Genomic DNA, 26,507 nt, shown 5'->3' with positions numbered 1-26,507 from the left:
TACTCGCCGGCCATGCGCATACAGCTTTTTTCCGACCTCCACCTCGAACGGTACCCCGACTTCCAGCCGCAGCTCCTGCCCGGCACGGACGTCGTGGTACTGGCCGGCGATATCGGCTCGTACCAACCCGGCTCGCGCCTGCTCACGCAGGACTTCGGGCTGGAACGTTTTTCACCACTGCTGGTGCCTGCCCTGGCGCAGGCGCAGGTGCTGTTCATCCCCGGCAACCACGAATTCGACGCGCTCGACTACGACGCCACCTACGCGCGCCTGCAAGAAACCTGCACGCGCCTGGGCATCACCTGGCTCGATCGCGAAATCGTCACGATCGATAACGTGCGTTTCATCGGCACCACGCTGTGGAGCGACTTCGACGCGCTGGTGGAAGAGGGCGCGCCGCTGACGAAGCAGCTGCAGCAGCGCACCAAGGCCTTCCGCGCCGCAAACTACTACCTGAGCAAGAACACGACCATCAAGGATGGCGAGCCGGTGCTGGCCGAGGGCATCCGCGCGCTGGCGCTCGATTGCCAGGCCTGGCTGCGCGCTGCGCTGGCCACGCCGTTCGAGGGCAAGACGGTCGTCGTCACGCATTTTGCCCCGAGCCTCGAGAGCGCCGACCCGCGCTACGGCAAGACGGCCGGCACGGCCGGCTTCTGCAATTCGCTCGATGAGCTGTTCAAGCGCGCGCAGGTCTGGATGCATGGCCACCTGCATTGCGCGAACGATTACATGGTCGAGGGCCGCGACGGCCCGCTGTCGTGGGGCTGCCGCGTCGTGGCCAACCCGCTCGGGTATCTGAGCAAGGGCGAGCAGGAAGGGTATCGTCCGGCGCTCGTGATCGAGCTGTAATCACTCGCGCGGCGGGGCTTCCTGCGACAGGTTCTCCATCAGCGTGTCGATGCTGTCCACTGGCGGCGGTGGCGTTTCCAGCTGCTGCTGCTGATCCGCATACTCCGCATACACCCAGTCGCCAGCGACGTTGACGACGCCGTCGGGCACCAGCGGCGCGCGTTCCGGGGCTTTGGTCAGCGCGACGCGCATGTAGTCGACCCAGATCGGCAGCGCGAGCGTCGCGCCGAATTCGCGCCCGCCCAGCGAGCGCGGTTCGTCATAGCCCATCCACGCCACCGCCACCACCGGACCGCTGTAGCCGGCGAACCAGCCGTCGACCGCATTGCTCGTCGTTCCGGTCTTGCCGGCCAGGTCACTGCGCCCCAGCTGGCGTGACGCGGCTGCCGCCGTGCCCACGCGCGCCACGTCGCGCAGCATGCTGTCGGTGATGAACGCGTTGCGCGCATCGAGCACGCGCACCGGTTCCTTGTGGGCGTGTTCGTAGACGACCTTGCCGTCACCATCCTGGATGCGGGCGATCAGCCACGGTTCGACCCGGTAACCACCGTTCGCCAGCACCGTGTAGGCGCCCGCCATCTGCAGCGGCGTGACGGCGCCCGTGCCAAGGGCCATGGTCAGGTTGCGCGGATGGCGCGCGGCGTCGAAGCCGAATTGCGCCAGATGCGCGCGCGTATCGTCGACGCCGATCGCCTGCAGCATGCGCACCGTGGGCACGTTCCTCGAGCGTGTCAGCGCATGGCGCACCGTTACCAGGCCTTCGAACGTATTGTCGTCATTGCGCGGCGACCAGCCGGCAGCGCCGTTGTCGCCGCCAAGATCGAGCGGCGCGTCGAGGATCGGTGTGCCCGGGAAGAATCCCCGTTCCAGGCCCGCCGAATACACGAACGGCTTGATGCTCGATCCCGGCTGGCGCCAGGCTTGCGTTACGTGATTGAACTTGTTCAGTCCAAAGTCAAAGCCGCCGACCAGCGCGCGGTAGGCGCCCGTCCCGGCATCGACCGCGACGAATGCGGCCGCCACTTCGGGCAGTTGCGTGATCGCCCAGTCGCCTTGCGATTTGCTCAAGCGGATGACGGCGCCGGGAGAGAGTTTCACTCCGGTCTTCGCTGCAGATGCCAGCGCACCTGCTGCGAACTTCAGGCCAGCGCCGGTGATCTCGATGGTCTCGCCGCTCGTCGTCGCAGCACGTACCCGTTTGGCCGATGCGCTCACGACAACGGCGGGCACGAAGCCATCGACGGCCGGGCGTTTCTGCAGCGCGGCGGCCACCGCATCGTCGCGTGCGTCACCTGCGGCCGGCAGTGTGATGCGCGCCTCCGGGCCGCGGTAGCCGTGGCGCCGGTCATAGGCGACCACGTTGCGGCGCACTGCATCCCAGGCGGCTTCCTGCTCGGCGGCGATGACGGTCGTCGTCACCGTGATCCCCCGTTCGTAGGCCGCTGCGCCGAAGCGCGTATGCACGGCCTGGCGCGCGATCTCGGCGACCCAGGCGGCGCGCCCGCCGTAGCCGGCGCCGTCACGCCTGAGGGTCAACGGCTCGGCCAGCGCGCGCCGGTACTGCGGCTCGGTGATCGCCTTTAATTCGACCATGCGGCGCAGGACCGTCTGCTGGCGCTTCCTTGCTGCCGCCGGGTTGGTGATTGGATTGCTGCTCGATGGGTTCTGCGGCAGGCCGGCGAGCATCGCCGTTTCCGCCAGCGTCAGGTCGTTCAGCGATTTGCCAAAATAGGTGCGCGCAGCGCTGGAAAAGCCGTACGAGCGTTGGCCCAGATAGATCTGGTTCAGGTAGACCTCGAGGATCTGGTCCTTGGTCAGCGCCTTCTCGATCTTGTAGGCCAGCGCGATTTCGGTGAGCTTGCGTGGCAGCGTCTTGTCGCGCGACAGGAAAAAGTTGCGCGCCACCTGCATCGTGATCGTCGAGGCGCCCTGGCTGCCGAAGTCGGTGATATTGGCCTTGGCCGCGCCCAGCGCGCGGATCCAGTCGATGCCGCCATGCTCGTAGAAACGCGTGTCTTCGATGGCCAGCACGGCGGTCTTCATCAGGGCGGGCACTTTCGCGATCTGCACGAAGTCGCGCCGCTCGGCGCCGAATTCGCCGATCAGCACCTTGTCGGCACTGTAGACGCGCAGCGGAATTTTCGGGCGGTAGTCGGTGACGGCGCTGATGTCCGGCACGTCGGGCAGAATCGACGCCGTCACCGGCAGCGGGGCACCGAGGATCAGTGCAGACAACAGCAAGGGCAGGAACGGACGGGCAGGGATCATGGCAATGGTCAGGTAGGTAGTCAGGGCGTATTGAATGAATCGATACGACGATTCGGTGCCGATCTTACGTCCGCCTGGCTGCGCCTGCTGGCTTTGAAACCGGGTATTACAACTTGCGCCACGAGGGCTCGCAGCGCGCTACCTGCATCGATGCCCGCGTCATGCCATCGGGCTGCACACATCCGTACCCGCCGCGAGCGCCTTGAGCTTGGCTGGATCGAGCAGCGTGAGCTCGCGCTTGTCGACCCCGAGCCAGCCCTGCTTTTTAAAGCGCGACAGCAGCCTGCTGATGCTCTCGATGGTCAGGCCCAGGTAGTTGCCGATGTCTTCGCGCGACATGCGCAGCTGGAACTGCGTGCTTGAGTAGCCGCGCGCTGCGTAACGCGCCGACAGGTTCACCAGGAAGACGGCGAAGCGCTGTTCGGCGCGCATATTCCCCAGCAGGAGCATGACGTTCTGCTCGCGCGTGATTTCCTGGCTCATGATGCGGTGGAAGTGGCGCAGCAGCGCCGGCACTTCGCCGAACAGTTCTTCGAGCCGCACGAACGGGATTTCGCACACTTCGCTGTCTTCGAGCGCAACGGCGTCGCAATGGTGGGTGCCGCTGATCGCATCCATGCCGAGCAATTCACCGGCCATCTGGAAGCCCGTGATCTGCGCCTCGCCGGCGGCGTTGATCTGGAAGGTCTTGAAGTGGCCGAAGCGCACCGCGTACAGGTTGCGAAACGGCTCGCCGACCTGATACAGGCGCTCGTCGCGCGCCAGCCGCCGGCGCCGCCCGATGATCTGATCGAGGCGCACGATGTCGGCGTCTTCGAGACCCATCGGAAGACACAGCTGGTGCATGCTGCAGGCGGCGCAGGACTTGAGCGCCTGGATGTTGACGAGCGGTGTGGACGGGGAAGGTGAAGCGGGGATCATGGGGTAGGCCGGCAGAGGTTCAGCCCCGATTATAGTCCCGCTGTCAGCTTTCCCCGTCAGTATCGCTCTGGCCCTTCGGTTCGGCCAGTTTCACGCCGCGCCGCGTCAGGCCTTCGCGCAGCAGGAATTCGATTTCCGCGTTCACACTGCGCAGGTCGCGCGCGGCCAGCCTCTGCAGTTCATCCCACAGCGCCGGGTCGATCCGTAGCGCGAATGCTTTTTTTCCTGGACTTGCCATGCTGGTCGGCCGCTAGTTGTACAGCGTGCCCGTGTTGATGATCGGTTGCGTTTCCTTGTCCGAGCACAGTACCACGAGCAGGTTGCTGACCATCGCCGCCTTGCGCTCGTCGTCCAGTTCGACGATGCCGCGCTCCGACAACCCTTTCAGCGCCGCTTCGACCATACTCACGGCGCCATGCACGATCTTGCTGCGGGCGCTGATGATGGCTTCGGCCTGCTGGCGCCGCAGCATGACCTGGGCGATTTCGGCGGCGTAGGCAAGGTGGGTCAGCTTGGCGTCGAGCACCTCGACACCGGCCGCTTCGAAGCGCGCCTGCAGTTCGGTCTTGAGGGCGTCGGCGACGACGTCCATGCCGGCGCGCAGCGTGGTCTCGCCCTGCGGCAGATCTTCGCCTTCGTCGTATGCGTATTGCGAGGCCAGGTGCCGCAGCGCTGCTTCGGCCTGGATGGAGACGTAGCGCTCGAAATCGTCAACCTCGAACACGGCTTGCGCCGTATCGCGCACGCGCCAGACGACGGCCGCGCTGATTTCCACCGGGTTGCCGCGCTTGTCGTTGACCTTCAGCGTGGGCGCATTGAAGTTGCGGGCGCGCAGTGACAGGCGCCGCTTGACGTACAGCGGGAAGGCCCAGCGCAGGCCTTCGCTGCGGTCCGTGCCGATGTACTTGCCGAACAGGGTGAGGATGGCGCTCTCGTTCGGCTGCAGCATGAACAGGCCTGTCAGGCACAACAGACCGGCGACTCCCACTGCGACGGCGCCCAGCAGAAACAGACCGTCGGGCGTCTCCATCCCGGTCTTGAACAGGTACACCGCAACCAGCAGGAAAACGATGCCGGCGCAGGCAGCCAGATAGCCATTCGCGGACGAAAATGCCTTTTCGCGGCGGGTGTGCGATGCGTTCATGCTTGAACCTCTTCTGGGTGGGTGTGACATCAAAGTGATATCACTTTAGGATTGCCAGAAAGTATTGTCAAGCGATTTGGTGAACGCCCTGAAACTGCCAGTCAGCCTTAGTCGGCCAGGCCTTTTTGCAGCAGCTCGGCCACCAGCGCATTGAGTTCGACGCTGCGCTCCTTGCTCAGCGTTTGCAGCTGCGCCACCAGGTCGCCATTGAGCTTGACGGCGAACGGCACCAGTCCCAGCGCGCGGTCGCGTTCGCGCTGTTCGCGGCGATCCGGCGCCGCATCTTTCGCTGGCGCGCCGACGACGGCGCCCCGGGCAGCCATCTGGCCTTGAATCTTCTTGGCGTCGCCTTTTGCCATGTCAGTCTTTTTCATCACGTGCCTTTAGTTTGTTGGAGCCGAATTCTACTCTCGAAACGGGCCGCCTACGGGAATTGGCAAGCCGCGCGCATTTGGTGGCATGATGGTGTGGCAGCACGACAGCACGCGCGCTCTGGCGCAGCCTGCCCCCTGCAACCCCATCAGGAGACCACCATGACGCCCACCCAGCGCTTCGTGCAGGCGCGCGACTTCCTTCAGCAGCACCGGCTCGACTACGACACCGCGGTTCGCGACTACCAGCCCCCGCAACTGACCACCTTCAACTGGGCGCTCGACTTTTTCGATCACCATGCCCGGGACAACCACGGCATCGCGCTGTGGGTCGTCGACGAAGACGGCGCCGAGCACAAGATCACGTTTGCCGACATGGCCGCCCGCTCCAGCCAGGTGGCCGAGTACCTGCGCAACTGTGGCGTGCGCCGTGGCGACCGCGTGCTGCTGATGCTGCCGAACCGGGTCGAGCTGTGGGAAGTCATGCTGGCCGGGATCAAGCTGGGCGCCGTGCCGGTGCCCACGACGATGCTGCTGTCCGGCGACGACCTGGCCGACCGGATCGCACGCGGCGCCGTCAAGCACGTGATCACGCAGGCGTCCGAGACGCACAAGTTCGATGCGCTGCCGGGCTGTTTTACCCGGATCGCGGTGGGTGGTCCCAGTGAAGGCAGCAATGAAGGCTGGCATGACTACGCCGCCAGCCACGCGGTGGTAAGCGTCTTCATGCCCGACGGCGAGACGCTCGCCACCGATCCGCTGCTGCTGTACTTCACGTCGGGCACCACGGCGCGGCCGAAACTCGTGCTGCACACGCACCAGAGTTATCCCGTCGGCCACCTGTCGACGATGTACTGGATCGGCCTGCAGGCGGGCGACATCCACTGGAACATCAGCTCGCCCGGCTGGGCCAAGCACGCATGGAGCTGCTTCTTCGCACCCTGGAACGCGGGTGCCACCGTCTTCGTCTACAACTACGAACGCTTCGCTGGCGCTGCCGTCCTGAACGTGATCGAGCGCTGCGGCGTGACCTCGCTGTGCGCGCCGCCGACCGTCTGGCGCATGCTGATCAAGGAAGACCTGGCGGCCTGCAAACCGGCCCTGCGCGAACTGGTGGGGGCGGGCGAGCCGCTCAATCCCGAAGTCATCGAGCAGGTCGAGCGCGCCTGGGGCATCCGTATCCGCGACGGTTTCGGGCAGTCCGAGACCACTTGCCAGATCGGCAATTCGCCGGGCCAGCCCCTCAAGCCCGGCTCGATGGGCCGCGCACTGCCGGGGTACAGCATCGCACTGCTCGACATCGACGACGCACCGGCCACCGAAGGCGAGATCGCGGTGGTACTGGCAGCCAATCCGGTCGGCCTGATGGCGGGCTACGAGGGCGACGCCGACAAGACGCGCGACGTCATGCGCGCCGGCCACTATCACACGGGCGACACGGCGGCGATCGACAGCGACGGCTACTATTTTTATGTGGGCCGCAACGACGACGTGTTCAAGTCGGCCGATTACCGCATCAGCCCCTTCGAGCTCGAAAGTGTGCTGATCGAACACGAGAGCGTGCTCGAAGCGGCGATCGTGCCCAGTCCCGATCCGCTCCGCTTGTCGGTGCCGAAGGCGTTCGTCACGCTGCGCGCCGGGGTTGCCCCGAGCCGCGAGATGGCTGCCGTGCTGTTCGCGTTCAGCCGCGCGCGCCTCGCGCCGTATCAGCGGATCCGGCGCATCACGTTCCGCGAGCTGCCCAAGACCATCTCGGGCAAGATCCGGCGCGTCGAGTTGCGGCGCGAAGAAGCAGGGCGGACTGGCGACGCGGGCGACGCGCCCGAATACCGCGAGGAAGATTTTCCAGTGTAGCGGCGAGTGCGTGGCGTTTCGGGCGAATGCGGCCATAATGGATGCTCTCTTTTTTCTCGCCCATGCGCCACCTCGATGACCACCAAGCGACCCCCAGCCACGCCGGCTGACACCAGCACCGTTACCGCCGACACCGGCCCGTCATACGAAGTGCGCCAGTCGCCCATCCACGGTAACGGCGTCTTCGCCAGGAAGCCCATCACGGCGGGCGAGCGCATCATCGAGTACCGTGGTGAGCGCATCAGCTGGGACCTCGCGACCGAGCGCGCCGAGAAGGCCGGCGGTCCGGTCAACCACACCTTTTACTTCAGCCTGGCCGACGGCCGCGTGATCGACGGCGGCCGGCGCGGCAACGAGGCGCGCTGGATCAACCATGCCTGTTCGCCGAACTGCGAAGCGTACGAAGACGAGGGAAAGGTCTACATCCACGCGCTGCACGACATCGACGCCGGTGAAGAGCTGAACTACAATTACGCCCTGATCTACGAAGAGCGCCACACGCCCAAGCTCAAGAAAGTGTTCGCCTGCCGCTGCGGTACGCCGGGCTGCACGGGCACGATGCTTGCGCCAAAGCGCCGCACCCGCACGCCAGCCGCCGGCAAGTGAATCAAGTCCCCCAGGCTGGCCTGGTCAGGCCGGCCCGCCACATCATCGACCTGGAGCAACGATGAAACCAGTAGTTCGCAGCCTGCTTGAAACCGATCTGTACAAATTCACGATGTGGCAGGCATTGCTGCACAGCCACCCGGGCGCAACCGGCGAGTATGAATTCCGCTGCCGTAACGAGCCGGCCTATCCGCTGGCCGAACTCAAGGAAGACATCGAACGCGAGCTCGATCACCTGTGTTCGATGATGTTTACCGAGCACGAAGTCGCCTACCTGCGCGGCCTGCGCTTCATCAAGGGTGACTTCGCTGACTTCCTCACGCTGTTCCGCTTTCAGCGCAAGTTCATCGAGGTCACGACCGACGGCCCGCACCTGCGCATCCGCGCCAGCGGCCCGCTGGTGCACGTGATGGGGTACGAGATCTTCGTGCTCTACATCGTCAACGAGCTGTATTTCCGCCGCTTCGACCAGGCCGAGGCCATGGCCGAAGCGCGCCGGCGCCTGCGCCAGAAGATCGACGAGCTGCGCGCGTTCGGCGAAGAAGCCCCGCGCGCCAACCCGTTCGAGTTCTTCGACTTCGGCGTGCGCCGTCGCTTTTCGGGCGAGTGGCACGACGAGGTGGTGCAGACGCTCGCGCGCGAGCTGCCGGTGTATTTCAAGGGCACCTCGAACGTCTATCTGGCCTACCGCTTCAACCTGGTCCCGATCGGCACGATGGCGCACGAATACCTGCAGGCGCACCAGGCCTTCGGCACCCGCCTGGTCGACTTCCAGAGCGCTGCGCTCGAGAACTGGGTCCAGGAATACCGGGGCGACCTGGGCACGGCGCTGACCGATGTCGTCGGCATGGACGCGTTCCTGGCCGACTTTGACCTGTACTTCGCCAAGCTGTTCGACGGCTTGCGCCACGACTCGGGCGATCCGGTCGTGTGGGGCGAAAAGGCGCTGGCCCACTACGCGCGCCTGCGCATCAATGCGCGCACCAAGCGCCTCGTGTTCTCGGACGCGCTGACCATCCCCAAGGCCCTGAGCCTGTACCGGCATTTCGCCGACCGCGTGATGACGGGCTTCGGCATCGGCACCAAGCTGACCAACGACACGCCTTTCCCGTCGATCAATATCGTCATGAAGCTCGTGCGCTGCAACGGCCAGCCGGTGGCCAAGCTGTCGGACGAGCCGGGCAAGTCGCAGTGCACCGACGTCACCTACATCGCCTACTTGCGCCAGGTGTTCAACCATCCGCTGTAGGCGGGGGCAGGTCGGGTCGCGCTACGCTGCGACCGGCGCGCCACGCTTGGCTGCCGGTTTCTTTGCTGCCGGTTTCGCTGCTGCCGATTTCGCTGCTGCCGGTTTCGCTGCCGCTGGTTTCTTTGGCGACTTGGCTGGCGTCTTGGCAGATGCCTGCTTGCGCGGCGCCGCCCGTGGCTTTTCTTCTTCGTGCCTGAGCCGCTGCTGCAGCATCGCCAGCACCGCTGCCTCTTCGGGCTGCAGCGCGTGCAGGTCTTCGGCCAGTTTCTTTTCGGTCTGTTCGCGCATCACGTCCAGCGGCGCCCCTTCGAGGTAAGCATCCAGCACGGCCGGGTGGACGTAGCACTTGCGGCAGATCGTCGGCGTGTTGCCGAGTTTTTCGGCCACCGACTCGATCGCGCGCACGATGTTTTTCTTCGCCTGCGTCTCGGAGTCGAATTTTTCAAATTCCTGCAGGGCCAGCGCTGCCAGCACGGTGCCTGACCAGGTGCGGAAGTCCTTGGCCGTGTACTCTTCGCCCGTGATGTTGCGCAGGTAGTCGTTGACGTCGCTGGAATCGACGCTGTGGGTTTCGCCATCCTCGTCGATGTACTGGAACAGTTCCTGGCCCGGCAGGTCGCGCGTGCGCTTGACGATGCCGGCCAGGCGCCGGTCGTGCACCTTCACCTTGTGGTACACACCGCTCTTGCCACGGAAGCTGAATTGCACATCGCTGCCATCGACTTTGACGTGGCGGTTGCGCAGCGTCGTCAGGCCGAACGATTTGTTGGTGCGCGCGTATTCCTCGTTCCCGACCCGCATCATCGTCGCCTCGAGCAGGTACACGATCGTGGCCAGCACTTTTTCGCGCGGCAGGCCGGGCAGCTTGAGGGCGCGATCGACTTCGTGCCGGATCGCCGGCAGTGCGTCGCCGAACTTGAGCATCCGTTCGTATTTCACTTCATCGCGCGCCGTGCGCCATTTCGGGTGATAGCGGTATTGCTTGCGCCCGCGCGCATCGCGTCCCGTTGCCTGCAGGTGGCCGTTGGCCTGCGCGCAGATCCAGACATCCTGCCACGCGGGCGGAATCACCAGGCTTTTGATGCGTGCCAGCGTGGTCTCGTCTTCCACCGGCGCGCCATGCGCGTCGAGGTAGCGAAAGCCGTCCTTGACGGCTTCGCGTTTGACGCCGGCGCGGCCATCGTGCACGTAGCGCAGGCCGGCCGCGCGCGCGGCGCTGGTGGAGTCTTTGGTGTCGAGTGCGTCGACGGCGTCGATGGTCTGGCTGGGCATGGCTGTTTCGCGAATGGTGGATATCGCGTCGATCCTACGCCCGGGCCAGGGCCCGCACTGTTCGCAAGATAACGGAGTGCGGGACAGGCGCACCCGCATCCGGTTCAGCGATAGCGCGCCTCGACCAGATCGATCTCGCGCAGCAGCTTGCGCGCGACTTCGTCGGACAAGGTATTGTTGCGCGCCATGCGCAGCAGGACGGCCCGTTCATGCTCCAGCGCGGCCAGGCGGTAATGCCGCTCGGCGCTTTCGGCGGCGCGTGCGTGCGCCGGATCGACATCGTTACCGTTGCCGCCATCCAGGCGATATTGATACAGGCTGCGCACCTGGTCGACTGCGCTCGCGTGCATCTCCACCGCGCCCTGCGCATCGCAGCCCGCGGTGGGTGGCGGTGGCGGTGCGTTGGCGATGGCTTCGAGCGCGGCCAGCGCGGCGGCATGGCGCGCACGTGCCTCTTCGCTTTCATGCGCTGAATCGTGCGGCAGTTCGAGGCCGCGCAGCACGCGCGGCAGGCCGACGCTGGCCAGCACGAGCGAGACGACGATCACGGCGCTGGCCAGGAAAATCACCAGATCGCGGCCCGGGAATGGCGCGCCGCCCGGCATCGCCAGCGGCAGCGTGAGCACGCCGGCCAGCGTGATGGCGCCGCGCACGCCCGCCAGCGACGTGGCCAGGATCAGGCGCGGATTGGGGCGGTATTCCGGCAGCTTCTGGCGCCGGGCGTTCAGTAGTGTCAGGCGCAGCGAGACCCAGACCCAGACGAAGCGCAGCAGGATCAGGCCGAAGCTGATGGCCAGCGCGTTGGTGGCCAGCCACCACACATCGTTCGCGCGCGGCAGCTCGGGCGAGAGCAGGGCTGCTTCGAGAATATCGGGAAGCTGCTCGCCCAGCAGCACGAACATGATGCCGTTCAGCGCGAACTGCACCGTGTCCCACACCACCGCGCGCCGCACGCGCGTCGTGGCGGCCGCGCGCCCGCTCAATTCGACGTAGCTCATCGTCACGCCGGCCGCGACTGCCGCCAGGATGCCCGAGGCGCCCAGACGTTCGGCTGCCAGATAGGCGCCGAACGGCAGCAGCAGGTTGATCAGGATCGGTGAGCCGCTTTCTTCGCCGATGCGCGCAGCCAGCTGGCGCTGGGCCCAGCTCACGCCCACCGTGATGCCCACGCCGATGGCCACGCCCGCCAGCGCCACCCACAGGAACGTCAGCGTGGCTTCGCCCAGCGAGAAAGTGCCGGTGAGGGCGGCCGCCACGGCGAAGCGGAAGCACACCAGGCCACTGGCGTCGTTCAGCAGCGACTCGCCTTCGAGAATGTGCATCAGGCGCGGCGGGATCGGCACGCGCGCGGCGATCGACGACACCGCGACCGGATCGGTGGGGGCCAGGATGGCGGCCAGCGCAAAGCACACGGCCAGCGGCAGCGACGGAATCAGCCAGTGGATCAGGAAGCCCGCGCCCAGTACCGTAAACAGCACCAGGCCCAGGGCCAGTTCGAGGATCGTGGAGCGGTCGCGGAACAGCCCGACCTTGGGGATGCGCCAGCCATCGAGAAACAGCAGCGGCGGCAGGAACACGAGGAAGAAGATGTGCGGTTCGAGCCGCACGCCGTGGCCGGTGCTGCCGGCAATCGCCGCGCCGAGCGCGATCTGCATCAGTGGCAGCGGCACCGCGAACGGCAGCATGCGCACCAGGTAGCCACTGGCCACCACCGCCAGCAGCATGGCCAGCACGATTCCTACTTCATCCATCAACATCTCCCTGTTCGAGACAGGATGATAAGGGATTGGCGCCGCCCGTGGCGACGCTGTTGATCAGGCGGCGGACAAACTGGCCTGGGGCGCAGCCTGCAGTTCGGCCAGCAGCGCGTCGAGCGGCATCGGCCGGTGGAACAGGTAGCCCTGCATGCAGGCATTGCCGTGCGCGGCCAGATACTCGGCCTGGGCCGACGTCTCGACGCCTTCGGCCACCACGCGCAGGCCCAGGTGGCCGGCCATCGCCAGGATCGATTGCACGATGGCGGTGCCGTTCTTGTCGTGCGGCGTGTCGCGGATGAAGCTCTTGTCGATCTTCAGTTCGTACAGCGGCATCCGGGTCAGGTACGACAGGCTCGAGTAACCGGTGCCGAAGTCGTCGATCGAGATGCGGATCCCGAGTGCGGCCAGCGCGTGCATCCGCTCGATGGTCTGGTCCAGCCGGTCGACCAGCAAGCCTTCGGTGATCTCGAAAATCAGCTGGCCGGGCGGCACGCCCGTCTCGTGCAGGATCGCTTCGACCCGCGTGACGAAGTCGTGCTGGCGGAACTGCATCGGGCTGACATTGACGGACAGCGGGAAGCGGTGGCCCGCGCGGTCCAGCACGTGCCAGGCGAGGCACGCTTCGCGCAGCACCCAGTCGCCCAGCGCCACGATCAGGCCACTCGATTCGGCCACCGGGATGAAGACGTCGGGCGGCACGCTGCTGCCATCCTTGCGGCGCCAGCGCATCAGCAGTTCGGCGCCGCTTGGCGCGCGGGCGCCGTCGACCTGCAGTTGCAGGTGCAGCGACAGCTCGCCGTTGTCGAGTGCCTGACCCAGGTCGCGCTCGAGGGTCAGGCGTCCTTCGGCGTCGGACAGCATGCCCGGTTCGAACAGCGCCACACCATTGCGGCCGCGCGACTTCGCGTGGTACATCGCGGTGTCGGCCTCGCGCAGCAGGTCGTGCACCGTGTGCTGCGCGTTGCCGGGGGCGGTGAGCGCCACGCCGATGCTGCTGGTGGCATAGTAACGCTGGGCGTCGATGACGATCTTGTCGGCCAGCGCTGCCCGGATCCGTTCGGCCACGGCCAGCGCGCGGTCGGTGGCCCGGTCCGCCTGCTGGCCCAGCGCGTCGAGCAGGACGACGAATTCATCCCCGCCCAGGCGCGCCACGCAGCCGTCGTCGCCCGTCATCGCCACCAGGCGATCGGCCACGTTCTTGAGCAGCTGGTCGCCGATGGCATGGCCGCGTGCGTCGTTGACGGTCTTGAAGTTGTCGATGTCGACGTACAGCACGGCAGCCATCGACCCGCCCGTGCGGGCGCCGGCGACCGCCACATCGAGCCGCTCCATCAGCAGGCGCCGGTTCGGCAGGCCGGTCAGCACGTCGTAGAACGCAAGGCGATGGATCGCGTCGGCGGCGTTGCGCCGCTCGGTCACGTCGCGGCTGACAATCAGCCAGTGCGTGATCGCGCCACTGTCGCCGGAGAACGGCACCATCTCGGCCTCGACCCAGTACGGCGTGCCGTGTTTCGTGTACAGCACCATTTCGGCACTGGCGGCTTCCTTGTGCATCACGGCCGTGATCACGCGCCGGACGGTCTCCTGATCGGTGTCGGGCCCTTCGAGCATGCGCACGCTGCGCCCGATGATTTCTTCGCGCGCGTAACCGGTGTGGCGCAGCAGGGCGTCATTGGCAAAAATGATCGGCTGCTCGGCGCCGGGCACGTCGACCATGCGCGCGATCATGACCATGTCGTTCAGGCGCGCGACTGCGGCCGCCGTCAGGCGCAACTCATCGTTGACGGCGTGCAGGCGCAACTGGCCCGCTTCCAGTCCTGCTGCGGCCGTGCGCGCTTCGAGGAGTGACCGGTCCAGCCCCTTGAGCAGGGTGCCGCTGGTGATGGTGATCAACGCGCCGACGCAGCAGAAATTGATGACGACGACGACCGCCGAGGCCAGGCCATTCTGTTCCAGGCCGGGGACATACAGGTGCACCTGGCCGTTCAGGCCCAGCAGGAGCACGCAGGCGGCGCCCAACGCAAGAATGATGAGGGCCTGGCGCATGCCAAGCAGGATGACGGCCAGCGCGGGCAGGGCGGTCATGTAGACCAGGCCAACCGGCCCCACTGCGAACAGCAGGCCGACAGACACCAGGAACAGCATGGCAATGAAATTGAGGACGCGGGCCGTGTGCGCGACGCGGTCGAGTCGCCAGATGGCCAGCAGCCAGGCCAGCGCCACCACGTCCATGACGATGACCGGCCATTTGCCTTTACTGATGAGCAGCGGGATGCTGGGCAGGGCCGCAACGAATCCCAGCGCCACCACGATCGGCAGGATGGTGGTAAAGACCTTGATGCGCCACTGCGCGATGTCATCTGGAGGAATTGGCATGAAGCATCCTGTTCGGCACGCCGCACGGAATTTCTCCGGAGCATATTAAATTTTATTGCAGCAAATTCTATGCAGGCGTAATGATACCTGTCACGCAATATTTGCGGCGCTGTTGTGCCAATGAAACGACCCCGCCCGAAAGGGCGGTTCAGTTATGGTTCCCGCTTCAGTGAGGGCTTGCCTGCGCCAGAAGATCGCCCAGTTGCAGCGTGTTGAGTGGCTTGACCAGATAGTGGTCGAATCCTGCCTCGCGCGCCTGTTCGCGGTCTTGCTGGCGGCCGTAGCCGGTTGCCGCGATGAGCGTCGCGTTCTCCATGTCGGGCAATGCGCGCAGGCGCCGCGCCAGTTCGTTGCCGTCGATGTCGGGCAGCCCGATGTCAAGCAGGCAGACCTGCGGCTTGAACACGGCAGCGACATCGATCGCGTCCAGCGCGCAATACACCACTTCGACCGTATGGCCGCTCGCGCGCAAGAACAGGCTCAGCGTGTGGGCAGCATCGAGATTGTCATCCACGACCAGGATGCGCAGGGGGCCGACGGTGCTGGCGCTGCTGGCCAGCGGCGAGGCGACCGGCCCGGCCGGCGCCTGCTGCGTGTAGCACGGCAGGCGCACGGTGAACGTGCTGCCCAGGCCCGGGCCGGCACTCATCGCGCCGACGCTGCCGCCGTGCAGTTCGACCAGGCTGCGGGCCAGCGCCAGGCCCAGGCCCAGGCCGCCCTGCGAGCGGTCCGGCGTGCGCTCGGCCTGCGTGAACAGGTCGAATACGCGCTCCACCAGGCGCGCATCCATGCCGATGCCGTCGTCGGTCACGTCGATGACCCACGTGTCGCCATGCAGCGCCAGTTGCAGGGTGATGTGGCCGCCCTCCGGGGTGTACTTGGTCGCGTTGCCCAGCAGGTTGGCCACGACCTGCACCAGGCGCTTGTGGTCGCCCTTGACGCTGGCCGGCTCCGGCGGCATGTCGAGGACCACCTTGTGGCGGCGGGCGAGCATCAGCGGGCGAATCTGCTCGGCAGCGTCGTCGACCACCTTGCGCAGGTCGAGGATCTGGGTCGACAGCGTCACCAGCCCGCGCGTTACGCGCGAGACGTCCAGCAGGTCGTCGACCAGGCTCGTCATGTGCTCGACCTGGCGTGCAATGATGGCGCAGGTCTGCGTGATCTGCGCATTGTCCGAATGGAGCAGCTTGAGCAGATGGGCGCCGGTGCTGATCGGCGCGAGCGGGTTGCGCAGTTCGTGCGCCAGCATCGCCAGGAATTCGTCCTTGCGCTGGTCGGCCGCGCGCAGCTCGCGCTCAGCCTGGCTGCGCTGGGCTTCTTTCTCTTGCAGGTGCTCGGCCATCTCGTCCAGGGCCGACGCCAGCCGCCCGATTTCTTCGCTGTTCGATCCGATGCCGGTGCGGGCGTCGAGTTCACCGGCGGCGATCCGGCGTGCCACCGTCATCAGCTTGCGCACGCGCCGGACAATCAGCTTGTCGCCAGCCAGCCAGGCCGCCAGCAGGGCCAGGATGGTCGTCAGGCCCAGCCCGAGCAGCGACATCAGCTGCGCCTCACGCGCCACGCGCGTGATGGTTTCGGTCGGCACACCGATCGTGACCGTGTAGTCGGACAGCGTCGGCGGGCCGACGCGCGCGAATGCGTGCAGGCGCTCGATGCCATCCTCACCCTGGATCACGCGGGCGTTGTCGTGCGGGCCGCGCATCGCCGCGAACAGCGGGGCGGGAACATGTTTGCCGAACCAGCGCTCTGGATCGGGACGGCGCGAAATCAGCTTGCCCGAGGCGTCGGCCGTCTCGAGGATCGAACCGGCCGGCAGACTGATGTCGTTGACGAAGGTGTCGAGGCCCGCCAGGTCCATTGCGGCAAACACCACCGCGACGACCTTGCCGTCGCGGTCGGTGACCGGATAGGTCAGGTTGATCGTGTGGCGGCGGATCACGCGCCCGAAAATGTAGTCGCCGGCGATGAAGCGGCGTTCGGCGACGGCGCGCTTGAAGTGGCTGCGGTCGCCCAGGTTCACCGGATGCACCATCGGCACTGCGCTGCAACTGACGTCGCCATTGAGCTGGATGAGGCCAAAATTGACATACATCTCGTTGCGATCGAGGACGTTGGCCAGCAGCGCGTTGCAGTCGGCAGTTTCGCCCATCAGGTCCGGCACGCTGGCCAGGTCGACCAGGATCTGGCGCGCGCGGTCGATCGACTGCGCTTCGTTGGCAGCCGCCAGCGCCGTCAGGCGTTTCAGGTTGTCCTCCGAAGCGCGGATCGCCGCTTCACGTTCGCGCAGCCCGCCGAGCACGGTAACGATCGCGATTGGCGTAATGGCCAGCAGCACCAGCAGCATCAGCCGGCTGCGCAGGCTGTTCAGGCGAAAGCGCCCAGGTGACTTGGTCATCGCTGTGACCCCGGGTACGGCGTGCAGGTGACGACGGGGAGCGCGATTGTCTGTGCGTTGTGGAGCATGGTTGGCGAACGGTTCATCGATAAAACCCGCAACCTGTGGCGGGGGATATGGCAGCGAAGTTTCCTGATTGTACTAAAAATTGACCTATCCACAGTGGATGAGTCTCGCGTGCGCGACGTGTCGTTGACATGGTCCGCCGGGCCGCAGGTAAGATAGGCGCCATGCCAGTATAGGAGAGACCATGAACATCGTCTGCATCGGTGGCGGGCCGGCCGGGCTGTACGCCGGCCTGCTGATGAAACTGCGCGATCCGCGCCGCAGCGTGACGGTGGTCGAGCGCAACCGGGCCGGCGACACGTTCGGCTGGGGCGTCGTGTTTTCTGATCAGACCCTGGGCAACCTGGCGTTGGCCGATGCGCCCAGCGCGCGCGCCATCGAAGCTGCGTTCAATCGCTGGGACGCGATCGACGTGTTGATCCGCGGCGCGACCGTGACCTCGCATGGCCACGGTTTTTGCGGCATTGCGCGCAAGCGCCTGCTCGGCATCCTGCAGGCGCGCTGCGAAGAAGCGGGCGTGGCGCTCGTGTTCGATACCGGCGTGACGGACGACGTGGCGCTGGCGCGCAGTTATGGCGCCGACCTGGTGGTGGCCGCCGACGGCGTGCACAGCGCGATCCGCACCCGCCACGCCGCCGTGTTCCAGCCAGACCTGCACGAGGGGCGATGCCGCTACGTGTGGCTCGGCACCCGGCGCCGCTTCGCCGCGTTCACGTTCGCCTTCGAACAGACCGAACATGGCTGGTTCCAGGCCCACGCCTATCAATACGACGACGAGAATGCAACCTTCATCGTCGAGACACTGGAATCGACCTGGCGCGCCAGCGGCCTGGCCGACCTGGACGCCGCAAGCACGCTGGCGTTTTGCGAGCGCCTGTTCGCGCGCCTGCTTGATGGCGCACCGCTCCTGACCCAGGCTACCCGTGGCGGCGCGGCCATGTGGCAGCGCTTTGCGCGTCTGGCCTGTCGCCAGTGGGTGGGTGCGATCGACGTCGATGATCGGCGCGTGCCGCTGGTGCTGCTGGGCGACGCTGCGCACACCGCGCATTTCTCCATCGGCTCGGGCACCAAGCTGGCGCTGGAAGACGCGATCGCGCTGGCTGCCGAACTGCCGGTCGAACCGGATGACGACCTCGATGCGGCACTGGCACGCTATCAGGCGGCGCGCGTGACCGAGGTAAGCAAGCTGCAAAGCGCGGCGCGCAATTCCATGGAGTGGTTTGAAAACGTGGCCCGCTACGGCGCCATGCCGGTCGATGGTTTCGCCTACTCGCTGCTCACGCGCAGCCAGCGTCTGTCGCATGAAAACCTGCGCCTGCGCGACCCCGCCTATATAAAGGGCTTCGAGGCCAGCTTTGCCGCGCAGGCAGCAAAGCTGGCCGGCGTGGCCGCGCCGACCGCGTTCACCCCGCCGATGTTCACGCCGCTGCGGGTGCGCGACGTGCTGCTCAAGAACCGCGTGGTCGTCTCGCCGATGGCGCAGTACGCGTGCGTCGATGGCGTGGCGGGCGACTTTCACCTGGCCCATCTCGGCGCGCGCGCGCTGGGCGGCGCCGGCCTGGTACTGGCCGAGATGACCTGTGTGTCAGCGGACGCGCGCATCACGCCGCGCTGCCCCGGGCTGTACCTGCCCGAACACACGCTGGCGTGGGCCCGCATCGTCGACTTTGTCCATGCGGCGAGCGACGCAAAAATTGGCGTCCAGCTGGGGCACGCGGGCGCCAAGGGCTCGACCCGGCCGATGTGGGAAGGCATCGACCAGCCGCTCGCGCACGGCAACTGGCCGCTCGTGGCGGCGTCGCCGCAGCAGTATCTGGCCGGCGTGTCGCAGGTGGCGCGCCAGGCGAGCGAGGCCGACATGGCACGCATCGAAGCCGACTTCGTGCGCGCCACGCTGGCCGCGAGCGAGGCCGGTTTCGACTGGCTCGAGCTGCACTGTGCGCACGGCTACCTGCTCTCGGGTTTCATCTCGCCGCTGACCAACCGGCGCATTGATGCCTATGGCGGCAGTCTCGAAAACCGCTGCCGCTTTCCGCTGCGCGTGTTTGCCGCCGTGCGCGCGGCCTGGCCGGCGCATCTGCCGATCAGCGTGCGCATCTCGAGCCATGACTGGGTCGATGGCGGCATCACACCGATTGACGCCGTGGAGATCGCGCGGCTGCTGCGCGCTGCCGGCGCCGACATGATCGACTGTTCGTCGGGGCAGGTGAGCAAGGCCGAGCAGCCGGTGTACGGGCGCATGTACCAGACGCCGTTTTCCGACCGTATCCGCAACGAGGCCGGCATCGCGACGATCGCCGTCGGCGGCATCAGCGAGGCCGACCACGTCAACAGCATCATCGCCGCCGGTCGCGCTGACCTGTGCGCGGTGGGCCGCCCGCATCTGGCCAATCCGGCCTGGACGCTGAACGAGGCGGCGCGCATCGGCTACACTGGCGCCGCGTGGCCGCGCCAGTATGTGCCCGGCAAGCAGCAACTCGAGCGCAGCCTGGCGCGCAGGCAGCCGGGCAAGTGACGGGTTCTTCCATTTTCCAATGCGTCCTCAGGAGCACTGCATGCATGATCTAGAGGGCAATCGAACGGGCCTGACCGGCTACGCGGCGCAGCACGTCGGCTGGTCGCTCGATCCCGCCACGCGCGTGGCGACCGTGACGCTCGATCGCCCCGAACGCAAGAATCCGCTCACGTTCGCCGCATACGCCGAGCTGCGCGACCTGTTTCGCGCGCTGGCTTATGCCGACGACGTCAAGGCGGTCGTGCTGACCGGTGCGGGCGAGAATTTCTGTTCGGGTGGCGACGTGCACGAGATCATCGGGCCGCTGACGCAGCTTGACATGCCGGGTTTGCTCGCCTTCACGCGCATGACGGGCGACCTCGTGAAAGCGATGCGCGCCTGTCCGCAGCCGATCGTCGCGGCGGTGGATGGTGTGTGCGCCGGCGCCGGTGCAATCCTGGCGCTGGCCTCAGACATCCGCTATGCCACGGCGCGCAGCCGCACCGCCTTTTTGTTTACGCGCGTGGGTCTGGCCGGCTGCGACATGGGCGCCTGCGCGTTGCTGCCGCGCGTGATCGGCCAGGGCCGCGCGGCCGAATTGCTGTACACCGGCCGCGCGATGGATGGCGAAGAGGGCGAGCGCTGGGGCTTCTTCAATCGCCTGTGCGCACCGGGCCAGGTGCTCACGCACGCGCAGGAATTTGCCGCGCAGCTGGCCACCGGCCCGACGTTCGCGCACGGCATGACCAAGAAGATGCTGCAGCAGGAATGGAATATGGGCGTCGACGAAGCCATCGAGGCCGAGGCGCAGGCGCAGGCCATCTGCATGATGACGCAGGATTTCCAGCGCGCCTATCAGGCGTTCGTCGGCAAACAGCAGCCGCGCTTCGAGGGCAACTGATGGAACGTGACCATCTCGACTGGCCGTTTTTCGAGCAGCACCACGGCGTGCTGGCACGTGAACTCGACGCCTGGGCGGCCGCCAACCTGGCCGATGCACACGGGACCGATGTCGACGCCGTCTGCCGCGCACTGGTCGCGCGCCTGGGCCAGGGCGGCTGGCTGCGCCACGCCGTGGCTGGTGTCGAGCATGGCGGCGCGCACGCCACCATCGACACCCGCGCCATTTGCCTGATTCGCGAAACGCTGGCGCGCCATGCGGGCCTGGCCGATTTTGCATTTGCGATGCAGGGTCTGGGCAGCGGCGCGATCTCGCTGTTCGGCAGTGCCGCGCAGCGCCAGAACTGGCTGCCGCGCGTGGCCGAGGGGAGCGCGATCGCCGCCTTTGCGCTGTCCGAGCCCGCCGCCGGCTCCGACGTCGCGGCCCTGCAGTGCACCGCGCGGCGCGATGGCGATGCCTGGGTGCTCGATGGTGAAAAAACCTGGATTTCGAATGGCGGCATCGCCGACTTCTACGTGGTGTTCGCGCGCACGGGCGATGCGGTCGAACGCAGCGCGCGGGGCATCTCGGCCTTCATTGTCGATGCAGCCACGCCTGGCCTGGAAGTCGCCGAGCGCATCGATGTGATCGCGCCGCATCCGCTGGCGCGCCTGAACTTCAACGGTTGCCGGGTGCCGGCCGCCTGTCTGGTCGGGCCCGAAGGCGATGGCTTCAAAATTGCGATGGCCACCCTCGACGTGTTTCGCACGTCGGTGGCAGCCGCGGCGCTGGGTTTCGCGCGGCGCGCGCTGGCCGAAGCACTGGCACATGTGCAGGCGCGGCCCATGTTTGGCAAACTGCTGGCCGACTTCCAGCTGACGCAGGCCCGGCTTGCCCAGATGGCGCTCGAGATCGACGCCGCCGCGCTGCTGACCTACCGCGCGGCGTGGCTGCGCGACAGCGGCAAGCGCGTGACAAAAGAAGCGGCGATGGCCAAACTGGCCGCCACCGAATCGGCGCAGCGCGTGATCGACGGCGCGGTGCAGCTGTTTGGCGGGCAGGGCGTGCAACGGGGCCAGGTCGTCGAAGGCCTGTACCGCGAGATCCGCGCGCTGCGCATCTACGAGGGAGCGAGCGAAGTGCAGCTCCTGATCATCGCGCGCGAACTGCTCGCGCCGCACCACTGAGACCGCATGCCGGGAGACGCCATGGAATTCTTGCAGCCGCCTGGCTGGCCACGTCCGAAAGGCTATGCCAACGGGGTCGTCGCGCGCGGCCGGCAGGTGCATGTCAGCGGGATGGTCGGCTGGACGCCGGCGGGCCGGTTCGAGACGGACGATTTCGTCGGACAGTCGCGCCAGGCGCTGGCCAATATCGTGGCCGTGCTGCGCGAAGCCGGGGCCGGCCCGGAGCACATCGTGCGCATGACCTGGTATGTGCTCGACAAGCGCGAATATCTCGATGCCGGGCCGGCGCTGGGTGCGGCCTACCGCGAGGTCATCGGGCGCCATTATCCGGCGATGACGGCGGTGCAGGTGGCGGGCCTGATGGAAGAACGCGCGCGGGTCGAGATCGAGGTCACGGCGATCATTCCGGACTGAACGCTGCCCGGACGAGCGAATGGCCCCGCATGGGGGCCATTCATGGTCTTGCACCGCCGTGCCGGTTAGCGTTCGGCGCGGCGGCAAAGGGACGGCTTAGCGGCGGCCTGCGCCACGCGAACCACCGCGTTCGATGAACGCTTTCATCTCCGCCAGATCGTCATCCATCTGACGCTGTGGATCGACGCCCAGCATGCGCGCCACACCGTGGCCCAGCACGCCCGCTGGTGGCGCGTAGCTGATGCGCACCGTCGCGCGCGTGCCGCCATTGACCGACTCGAACGTGACGCTGCCGTCCTGTTCGATTTCCGAACCCGGCTCGCTGCGCCACGACAAGCGATCCGGACGCGACTGCTCGGTCATGACCGCGTTCCATGCGTATTCCATGCCCGCCGGGCCGCGCACGACCCAGTGCGAACGGCGGTGGCCGAGATCACGCACTTCGGTCACGTGCGACATGAAGCGCGGGAAGTTTTCCACATCGGACCAGGCATCGAACACTTCGCGTGGGGAGGCGTCGATGAAGACGCTGTTCTCGACGTCGACCCGGCTGGCTTCGCCGCGGTGACGCAGCGAATCGACCAGATTGCGACCGCGGTCGCTGCGCAGCAGCACGGCCAGCGCGCCCAGACCCAGCAGGGCAACGGCCGGCGAACGACGCGCCAGGCCGACGACGCTCAGCGCGCTCGTACCCAGCAGCGCCGAATTGGTCAGCGTCGGGCCGCGCGAGCCGAAGGCCTGCGTCAGGTGATCGGTCCATTCGCGGACCTGGTTGCCCACCGCGTTGGCGCGGGCGCGGGCGCCGTTGCCGGCGCTGTGCGCGGCCTGCGCCAGGTTTTCACGGGCGATGTCGGCGCGTTCGCGTGCACGATCGGCAGCATCGTCGGCGCTGTTACGGGCCTTGTCGGCAGCGTCACCGGCGCTGCTGCGTGCCTTGTCGGCAGCGTAGCTGGCGCGGTCGCGCGCATCGCTGGCGACGTGCTGTGCGCGCGAACGGACGTCGTCCGCATAGTCACGTGCATCGTCAGCGACGCGGCCGGCGCGCTCGCGCGCGGTGTCGGCAGCATGCGATACACGGTCACGTGCCGTATCGGCGGCGTGCGACACGCGGTCACGGGCATAGTCAGCCGCATGCGAGGCGCGGTCGCGCGCTTCGTACGACGCTTCGGCCAGGCGGCCACGCGCATGTTCGAGGCGATCACGCGTCTGGTGCGATGCTTCGGCCAGGCGGTCGCCGGCAGCGTGGGCTGCGCCAGCCAGGCGTTCGCCGGCGCGCAGGTACGCCGATTCGGCACGTTCGCGCGCCGAGTCGAAGCGCTCACCGGCCACGTGCAGCGCGTGGTCGAGTTTATCGGCACCGCGATGACGTGCATCGCGCAGTGCGCCCTTGGCGCGTGCCCGGCGTTTCGGGCCGCGGTCCGGGTCGAAGGCATACATCAGCAGGGCGCCAGCCACTGCGGCGCCAATCCATTTACCTGCGTTACTTCCCTGATCGTTCGATTCGTTCATGTCGGCTCCTCTCGGTTAGTTGTGCTGTATGTGCTGGACCATGTTGCAAGCGGGGCGGTGCCACGGCATATCTGGTCCATCACTGGTCATTTACTGTCGTTTCATCATGCTTTCCAGCGTCGTTTCACACGCATAAAATCGCACGCATGAAATCGCACGCATAAAAAAACGCACCGCTTCGCAGTCATGCGTTGCAGTGCGTTCCGGCGAACCATCACACGATTCGAGCTTGGCCCGTTGCGCAAATAATGGTCAGACGACGTGCCTCGTTACCCTGCTTTTTGCAGGATCAGTAGCAGTACGCCGTTCTCGAGCTTCACCAATCACACGACGGCAGCGACGCCGTCGATTCAATGAAGCCGCGCAGGTATCTGCGTGCATTGCACCCAGCATACACCACGGTTTCGCGTTCCCGGTGTTCGTTTGCCGCATGGCAATTGACTTAGCTCCAGCCTTGGCGCCGTCGTCGTTGTCCTTCGCGGCAGGTGAGTTCAGCAACGCCAGTGGCCTGCGCCGCGCGCGGCGGGATTCTGATAGGGTGGTTATAAATGAGACAAGGGAGATACCATGAATAACCATATCGTTCGCATGCTGCCGAACTTCGAAGCGGCCGAGGCCGCCCGCAATGGCTTGCTGGCCGAGGGTTTCGACGGCGACGGCATCAATGTCAACGTCACCACCGACGAGGCCGGTCCTGCCGAAAGCAATTTTTACGTGGGGGACTCGCCTGCCGTCAAAGGCGGTACCGATTACGAGGACGTCTTCAAACCTGCTGTGCGTGGCGACCTGTGCATGATGACGGTGTCGGTTGCAGAAGCGTCGCAGCTCGAACGCGCTGCCGCCATTCTCGAACAGCATGGCGGGATCGACGTCGACCCCGCTCACGGCGCTGCCAAGAGCAGCTTTTAAGGCCGCGTACCATCCGGAAGGCGGCCATCGCATGCACCAATCCATGCGATGGCCGTGGCTGATAATCAGCTGTCAGCGCGTGACGTCAATTCCAGGCGGGGCGCGGTGGAAGGGCGAAGCTGGCTTGCAGTCAGCTTGAACAGGCTGACGGCGCCGGTCAGATTGTGCGCCTGGGTGTGCAGCGAGGCGGACGCCGAGGCGGCCTCTTCGACCAGCGCGGCGTTTTGCTGCATCGTGCTGTCCATGTCGTGAATGGTGTCGTTGATCTGCTTCAACTCCAGCTGTTGCGCTTGGCCAGCGTCTGCGATTTCCCCGATGATATCTGTCACGCGCTTCACGCTCGCGACGATGTCATCCATCGTGCTGCCGGCTTCGCCGACCAGTTTGCTGCCGGCCTCGACCTTGGCAACCGAATCGCCGATCAGCGTCTTGACGTCCTTGGCCGCTGCAGCCGAGCGATGCGCCAGATTGCGCACTTCGGCGGCCACGACGGCGAAGCCCCGGCCCTGTTCACCGGCTCGCGCGGCTTCGACGGCCGCATTCAGTGCCAGGATATTGGTCTGGAAGGCGATGCCATCGATGACGCTGATGATGTCGACAATCTTGGTGGATGACGCATTGATCGAGGCCATTGTCGTCACCACTTGAGAAACAATGGTGCCGCCGTGGGTTGCCACATCGGACGCCGACAGCGCCAGCGTATTGGCCTGGCGCGCATATTCGCCGTTCTCGCGCACCGTGCTTGCCAGCGTTTCCATCGACGCGGTGGTCTTGTCGAGCGAAGCGACCTGCTGTTCGGTACGCGACGACAGATCCAGATTGCCTTGTGCGATCTGCGATGACGCAGCTGCGATTGCATCCGTACCCTGGCGTACTTCGCTCACCACGTTGGCGAGACCTTGCTGCATCCGGTCAAGCGAGGACATCAGTTGCGCGATTTCGTCCTTGCCGTCGATTTTGAATTGATGGGTCAGGTCGCCGCCCGCAACTGCGTCGGCGGCACTGACTGCCTGGCGGATCGAGCGCGTGATATTGCGCAACACCAGCAAGACAATCGTGCTCAGTACCACACCGCAGATGGCCAGGAAAGCGACTGCGCGCCACATGTCGCCAACGAATGCGTCATTCAGGTCATCCATGTAGAGCCCCGTCATGAAGGTCCAGTCCCAGGGTTTGTAGGTGAGCACATACGCGCCTTTCGGGAATACCTGCTGCTGGTCCAGGTTGCCTGGCTTTGGCCACACGTATTCGACCCAGCCTTCACCGCTGCCCTTGGCAATGGCCGCCACGTTGCGGTACAGGTAGGTGCCATTGATATCCTTGAAGTCGCTGAGGTCCTTGCCGATCAGCTCGGCCTTGACCGGATGCATCAGCATTGTCGGGGCTGAATTGATGACCGTGTAGTAGCCATCCTTCCCGTAACGCATGGACTTCAGACGCGTCAGGGCTTGTTGCTGCGCGTCTGCGACGGTCAGTGCGCCGCTTGACGCCAGTTGTGCGTATTCCTTGATCGTGGACATGCCGACATCGGTCGCAAACCGTAGTGCGACCTTGCGTTCTTCGAGGCGCTGCGCGCTGCTCTCATAGACATGGAGAATGGCCATCGCTGACAGGCACAACCAGCTGAGAACGAGTGGCAGGTAAAGTTTGGTGCGGAAGCTGAGTTTCATCGTTTGTTGACGTTTCTACGGACGGAAAGAGGGAGAACGGGCAGTACGGGGACCTGCAATGATTCAACGAAGTGTGAAGCTCGTGAACGTTGCCAGGGGGCTTGATGAGAATCGGCCCTATCGTGGCGACAGGACGTGGCGCATGGCTGGCCCGTAATGCACATGGACATTAGAGCAAGCATTGTATCCGCAGAGAAACTTATTGAACAACGCGATTCACGCTTTCTGCGCGATCGGTGGATGACTTGCCACGTTTGTTGCGGTTAGCAGACAGCATTCACTGATAAGCGATGCTACTTCTGCAACTGGCGTTTTT

At 65.9% G+C, this 26,507-nt stretch carries 20 protein-coding genes; 9 read left to right on the top strand and 11 right to left on the bottom strand.

Features of this window, described 5'->3' with window-relative positions:
- Positions 1-12 precede the first annotated feature (12 nt).
- A complete protein-coding gene (locus AC56LH_RS10210) occupies positions 13-849 on the top strand; it encodes a metallophosphoesterase (RefSeq protein ID WP_499645838.1) in 837 nt (278 codons plus the stop codon).
- On the opposite strand, the gene AC56LH_RS10205 is transcribed toward AC56LH_RS10210, so the two are convergent.
- From AC56LH_RS10205 to AC56LH_RS10185, 5 genes are all read right to left on the bottom strand, one after another.
- Entirely contained in the window at positions 850-3,117 is a 2,268-nt protein-coding gene (locus AC56LH_RS10205) for a penicillin-binding protein 1A (protein WP_499645837.1), read from the bottom strand.
- Positions 3,118-3,276: 159 nt separating this feature from the next.
- Positions 3,277-4,038 (bottom strand): fumarate/nitrate reduction transcriptional regulator Fnr, encoded by a 762-nt coding sequence (gene fnr / locus AC56LH_RS10200; protein ID WP_499645836.1) that lies wholly within the window; start codon positions 4,036-4,038, stop codon positions 3,277-3,279.
- Positions 4,039-4,081: 43 nt separating this feature from the next.
- The gene (locus AC56LH_RS10195) at positions 4,082-4,276 is read right to left on the bottom strand and encodes a type II toxin-antitoxin system antitoxin (protein WP_499645835.1); all 195 of its coding nucleotides are present in this window, start codon (positions 4,274-4,276) and stop codon (positions 4,082-4,084) included.
- Positions 4,277-4,288: 12 nt separating this feature from the next.
- Positions 4,289-5,182, bottom strand: coding sequence for an SPFH domain-containing protein (locus AC56LH_RS10190; protein WP_499645834.1), 894 nt, complete (start codon positions 5,180-5,182; stop codon positions 4,289-4,291).
- A gap of 107 nt (positions 5,183-5,289) precedes the next feature.
- Positions 5,290-5,556 (bottom strand): hypothetical protein, encoded by a 267-nt coding sequence (locus tag AC56LH_RS10185; protein ID WP_499645833.1) that lies wholly within the window; start codon positions 5,554-5,556, stop codon positions 5,290-5,292.
- 159 nt (positions 5,557-5,715) lie between these two features.
- Between AC56LH_RS10185 and AC56LH_RS10180 the strand changes: the two genes are divergently transcribed.
- From AC56LH_RS10180 to pncB, 3 genes are all read left to right on the top strand, one after another.
- Positions 5,716-7,407, top strand: coding sequence for an AMP-binding protein (locus tag AC56LH_RS10180; RefSeq protein WP_499645832.1), 1,692 nt, complete (start codon positions 5,716-5,718; stop codon positions 7,405-7,407).
- A gap of 75 nt (positions 7,408-7,482) precedes the next feature.
- The gene (locus AC56LH_RS10175; protein WP_499645831.1) at positions 7,483-8,013 is read left to right on the top strand and encodes an SET domain-containing protein; all 531 of its coding nucleotides are present in this window, start codon (positions 7,483-7,485) and stop codon (positions 8,011-8,013) included.
- Between the two features lie 61 nt (positions 8,014-8,074).
- Positions 8,075-9,262: a nicotinate phosphoribosyltransferase gene (gene pncB / locus AC56LH_RS10170; protein WP_499645830.1), complete on the top strand. Its 1,188-nt coding sequence runs from the start codon at positions 8,075-8,077 to the stop codon at positions 9,260-9,262.
- 21 nt (positions 9,263-9,283) lie between these two features.
- Here pncB and AC56LH_RS10165 read toward each other — a convergent pair whose 3' ends face one another.
- From AC56LH_RS10165 to AC56LH_RS10150, 4 genes are all read right to left on the bottom strand, one after another.
- The gene (locus AC56LH_RS10165; protein WP_499645829.1) at positions 9,284-10,534 is read right to left on the bottom strand and encodes a DNA topoisomerase IB; all 1,251 of its coding nucleotides are present in this window, start codon (positions 10,532-10,534) and stop codon (positions 9,284-9,286) included.
- A 104-nt stretch (positions 10,535-10,638) separates the two neighbouring features.
- A complete protein-coding gene (locus AC56LH_RS10160; protein WP_499645828.1) occupies positions 10,639-12,285 on the bottom strand; it encodes a Na+/H+ antiporter in 1,647 nt (548 codons plus the stop codon).
- Between the two features lie 63 nt (positions 12,286-12,348).
- Positions 12,349-14,667, bottom strand: a complete 2,319-nt coding sequence (locus AC56LH_RS10155) for a putative bifunctional diguanylate cyclase/phosphodiesterase (RefSeq protein ID WP_499645827.1) — start codon at positions 14,665-14,667, stop codon at positions 12,349-12,351.
- Between the two features lie 166 nt (positions 14,668-14,833).
- Entirely contained in the window at positions 14,834-17,062 is a 2,229-nt protein-coding gene (locus AC56LH_RS10150) for a hybrid sensor histidine kinase/response regulator (RefSeq protein ID WP_499645826.1), read from the bottom strand.
- A gap of 250 nt (positions 17,063-17,312) precedes the next feature.
- Here AC56LH_RS10150 and AC56LH_RS10145 point away from each other — a divergent pair, with 250 nt between their 5' ends.
- Genes AC56LH_RS10145 through AC56LH_RS10130 form a run of 4 tightly spaced genes read left to right on the top strand, consistent with a single transcriptional unit; the run spans position 17,313 to position 22,103 of the window.
- Positions 17,313-19,643, top strand: a complete 2,331-nt coding sequence (locus tag AC56LH_RS10145; protein WP_499645825.1) for a bifunctional salicylyl-CoA 5-hydroxylase/oxidoreductase — start codon at positions 17,313-17,315, stop codon at positions 19,641-19,643.
- 40 nt (positions 19,644-19,683) lie between these two features.
- On the top strand, positions 19,684-20,523 hold the full coding sequence (locus AC56LH_RS10140) for an enoyl-CoA hydratase family protein (protein ID WP_499645824.1): 840 nt from the start codon (positions 19,684-19,686) through the stop codon (positions 20,521-20,523).
- Positions 20,523-21,689: an acyl-CoA dehydrogenase family protein gene (locus tag AC56LH_RS10135; RefSeq protein WP_499645823.1), complete on the top strand. Its 1,167-nt coding sequence runs from the start codon at positions 20,523-20,525 to the stop codon at positions 21,687-21,689. Before AC56LH_RS10140 ends, AC56LH_RS10135 begins: the two co-directional genes overlap by 1 nt.
- A 21-nt stretch (positions 21,690-21,710) precedes the next feature.
- Positions 21,711-22,103 (top strand): RidA family protein, encoded by a 393-nt coding sequence (locus AC56LH_RS10130; RefSeq protein WP_499645822.1) that lies wholly within the window; start codon positions 21,711-21,713, stop codon positions 22,101-22,103.
- A gap of 96 nt (positions 22,104-22,199) precedes the next feature.
- Here AC56LH_RS10130 and AC56LH_RS10125 read toward each other — a convergent pair whose 3' ends face one another.
- A complete protein-coding gene (locus tag AC56LH_RS10125) occupies positions 22,200-23,612 on the bottom strand; it encodes an SRPBCC family protein (RefSeq protein WP_499645821.1) in 1,413 nt (470 codons plus the stop codon).
- Positions 23,613-24,179: 567 nt separating this feature from the next.
- On the opposite strand from AC56LH_RS10125, the gene AC56LH_RS10120 reads away from it, so the two are divergent.
- Positions 24,180-24,521: a hypothetical protein gene (locus AC56LH_RS10120; RefSeq protein WP_499645820.1), complete on the top strand. Its 342-nt coding sequence runs from the start codon at positions 24,180-24,182 to the stop codon at positions 24,519-24,521.
- A 65-nt stretch (positions 24,522-24,586) separates the two neighbouring features.
- On the opposite strand, the gene AC56LH_RS10115 is transcribed toward AC56LH_RS10120, so the two are convergent.
- On the bottom strand, positions 24,587-26,125 hold the full coding sequence (locus tag AC56LH_RS10115; protein ID WP_499645819.1) for a methyl-accepting chemotaxis protein: 1,539 nt from the start codon (positions 26,123-26,125) through the stop codon (positions 24,587-24,589).
- Positions 26,126-26,507 lie beyond the last annotated feature (382 nt).

This window comes from Telluria sp. LT1R51-2 (genome assembly GCF_059685775.1).
Note: the sequence above shows the minus strand (reverse complement) of the source record. Positions and strands in the feature narration are given on the sequence as shown.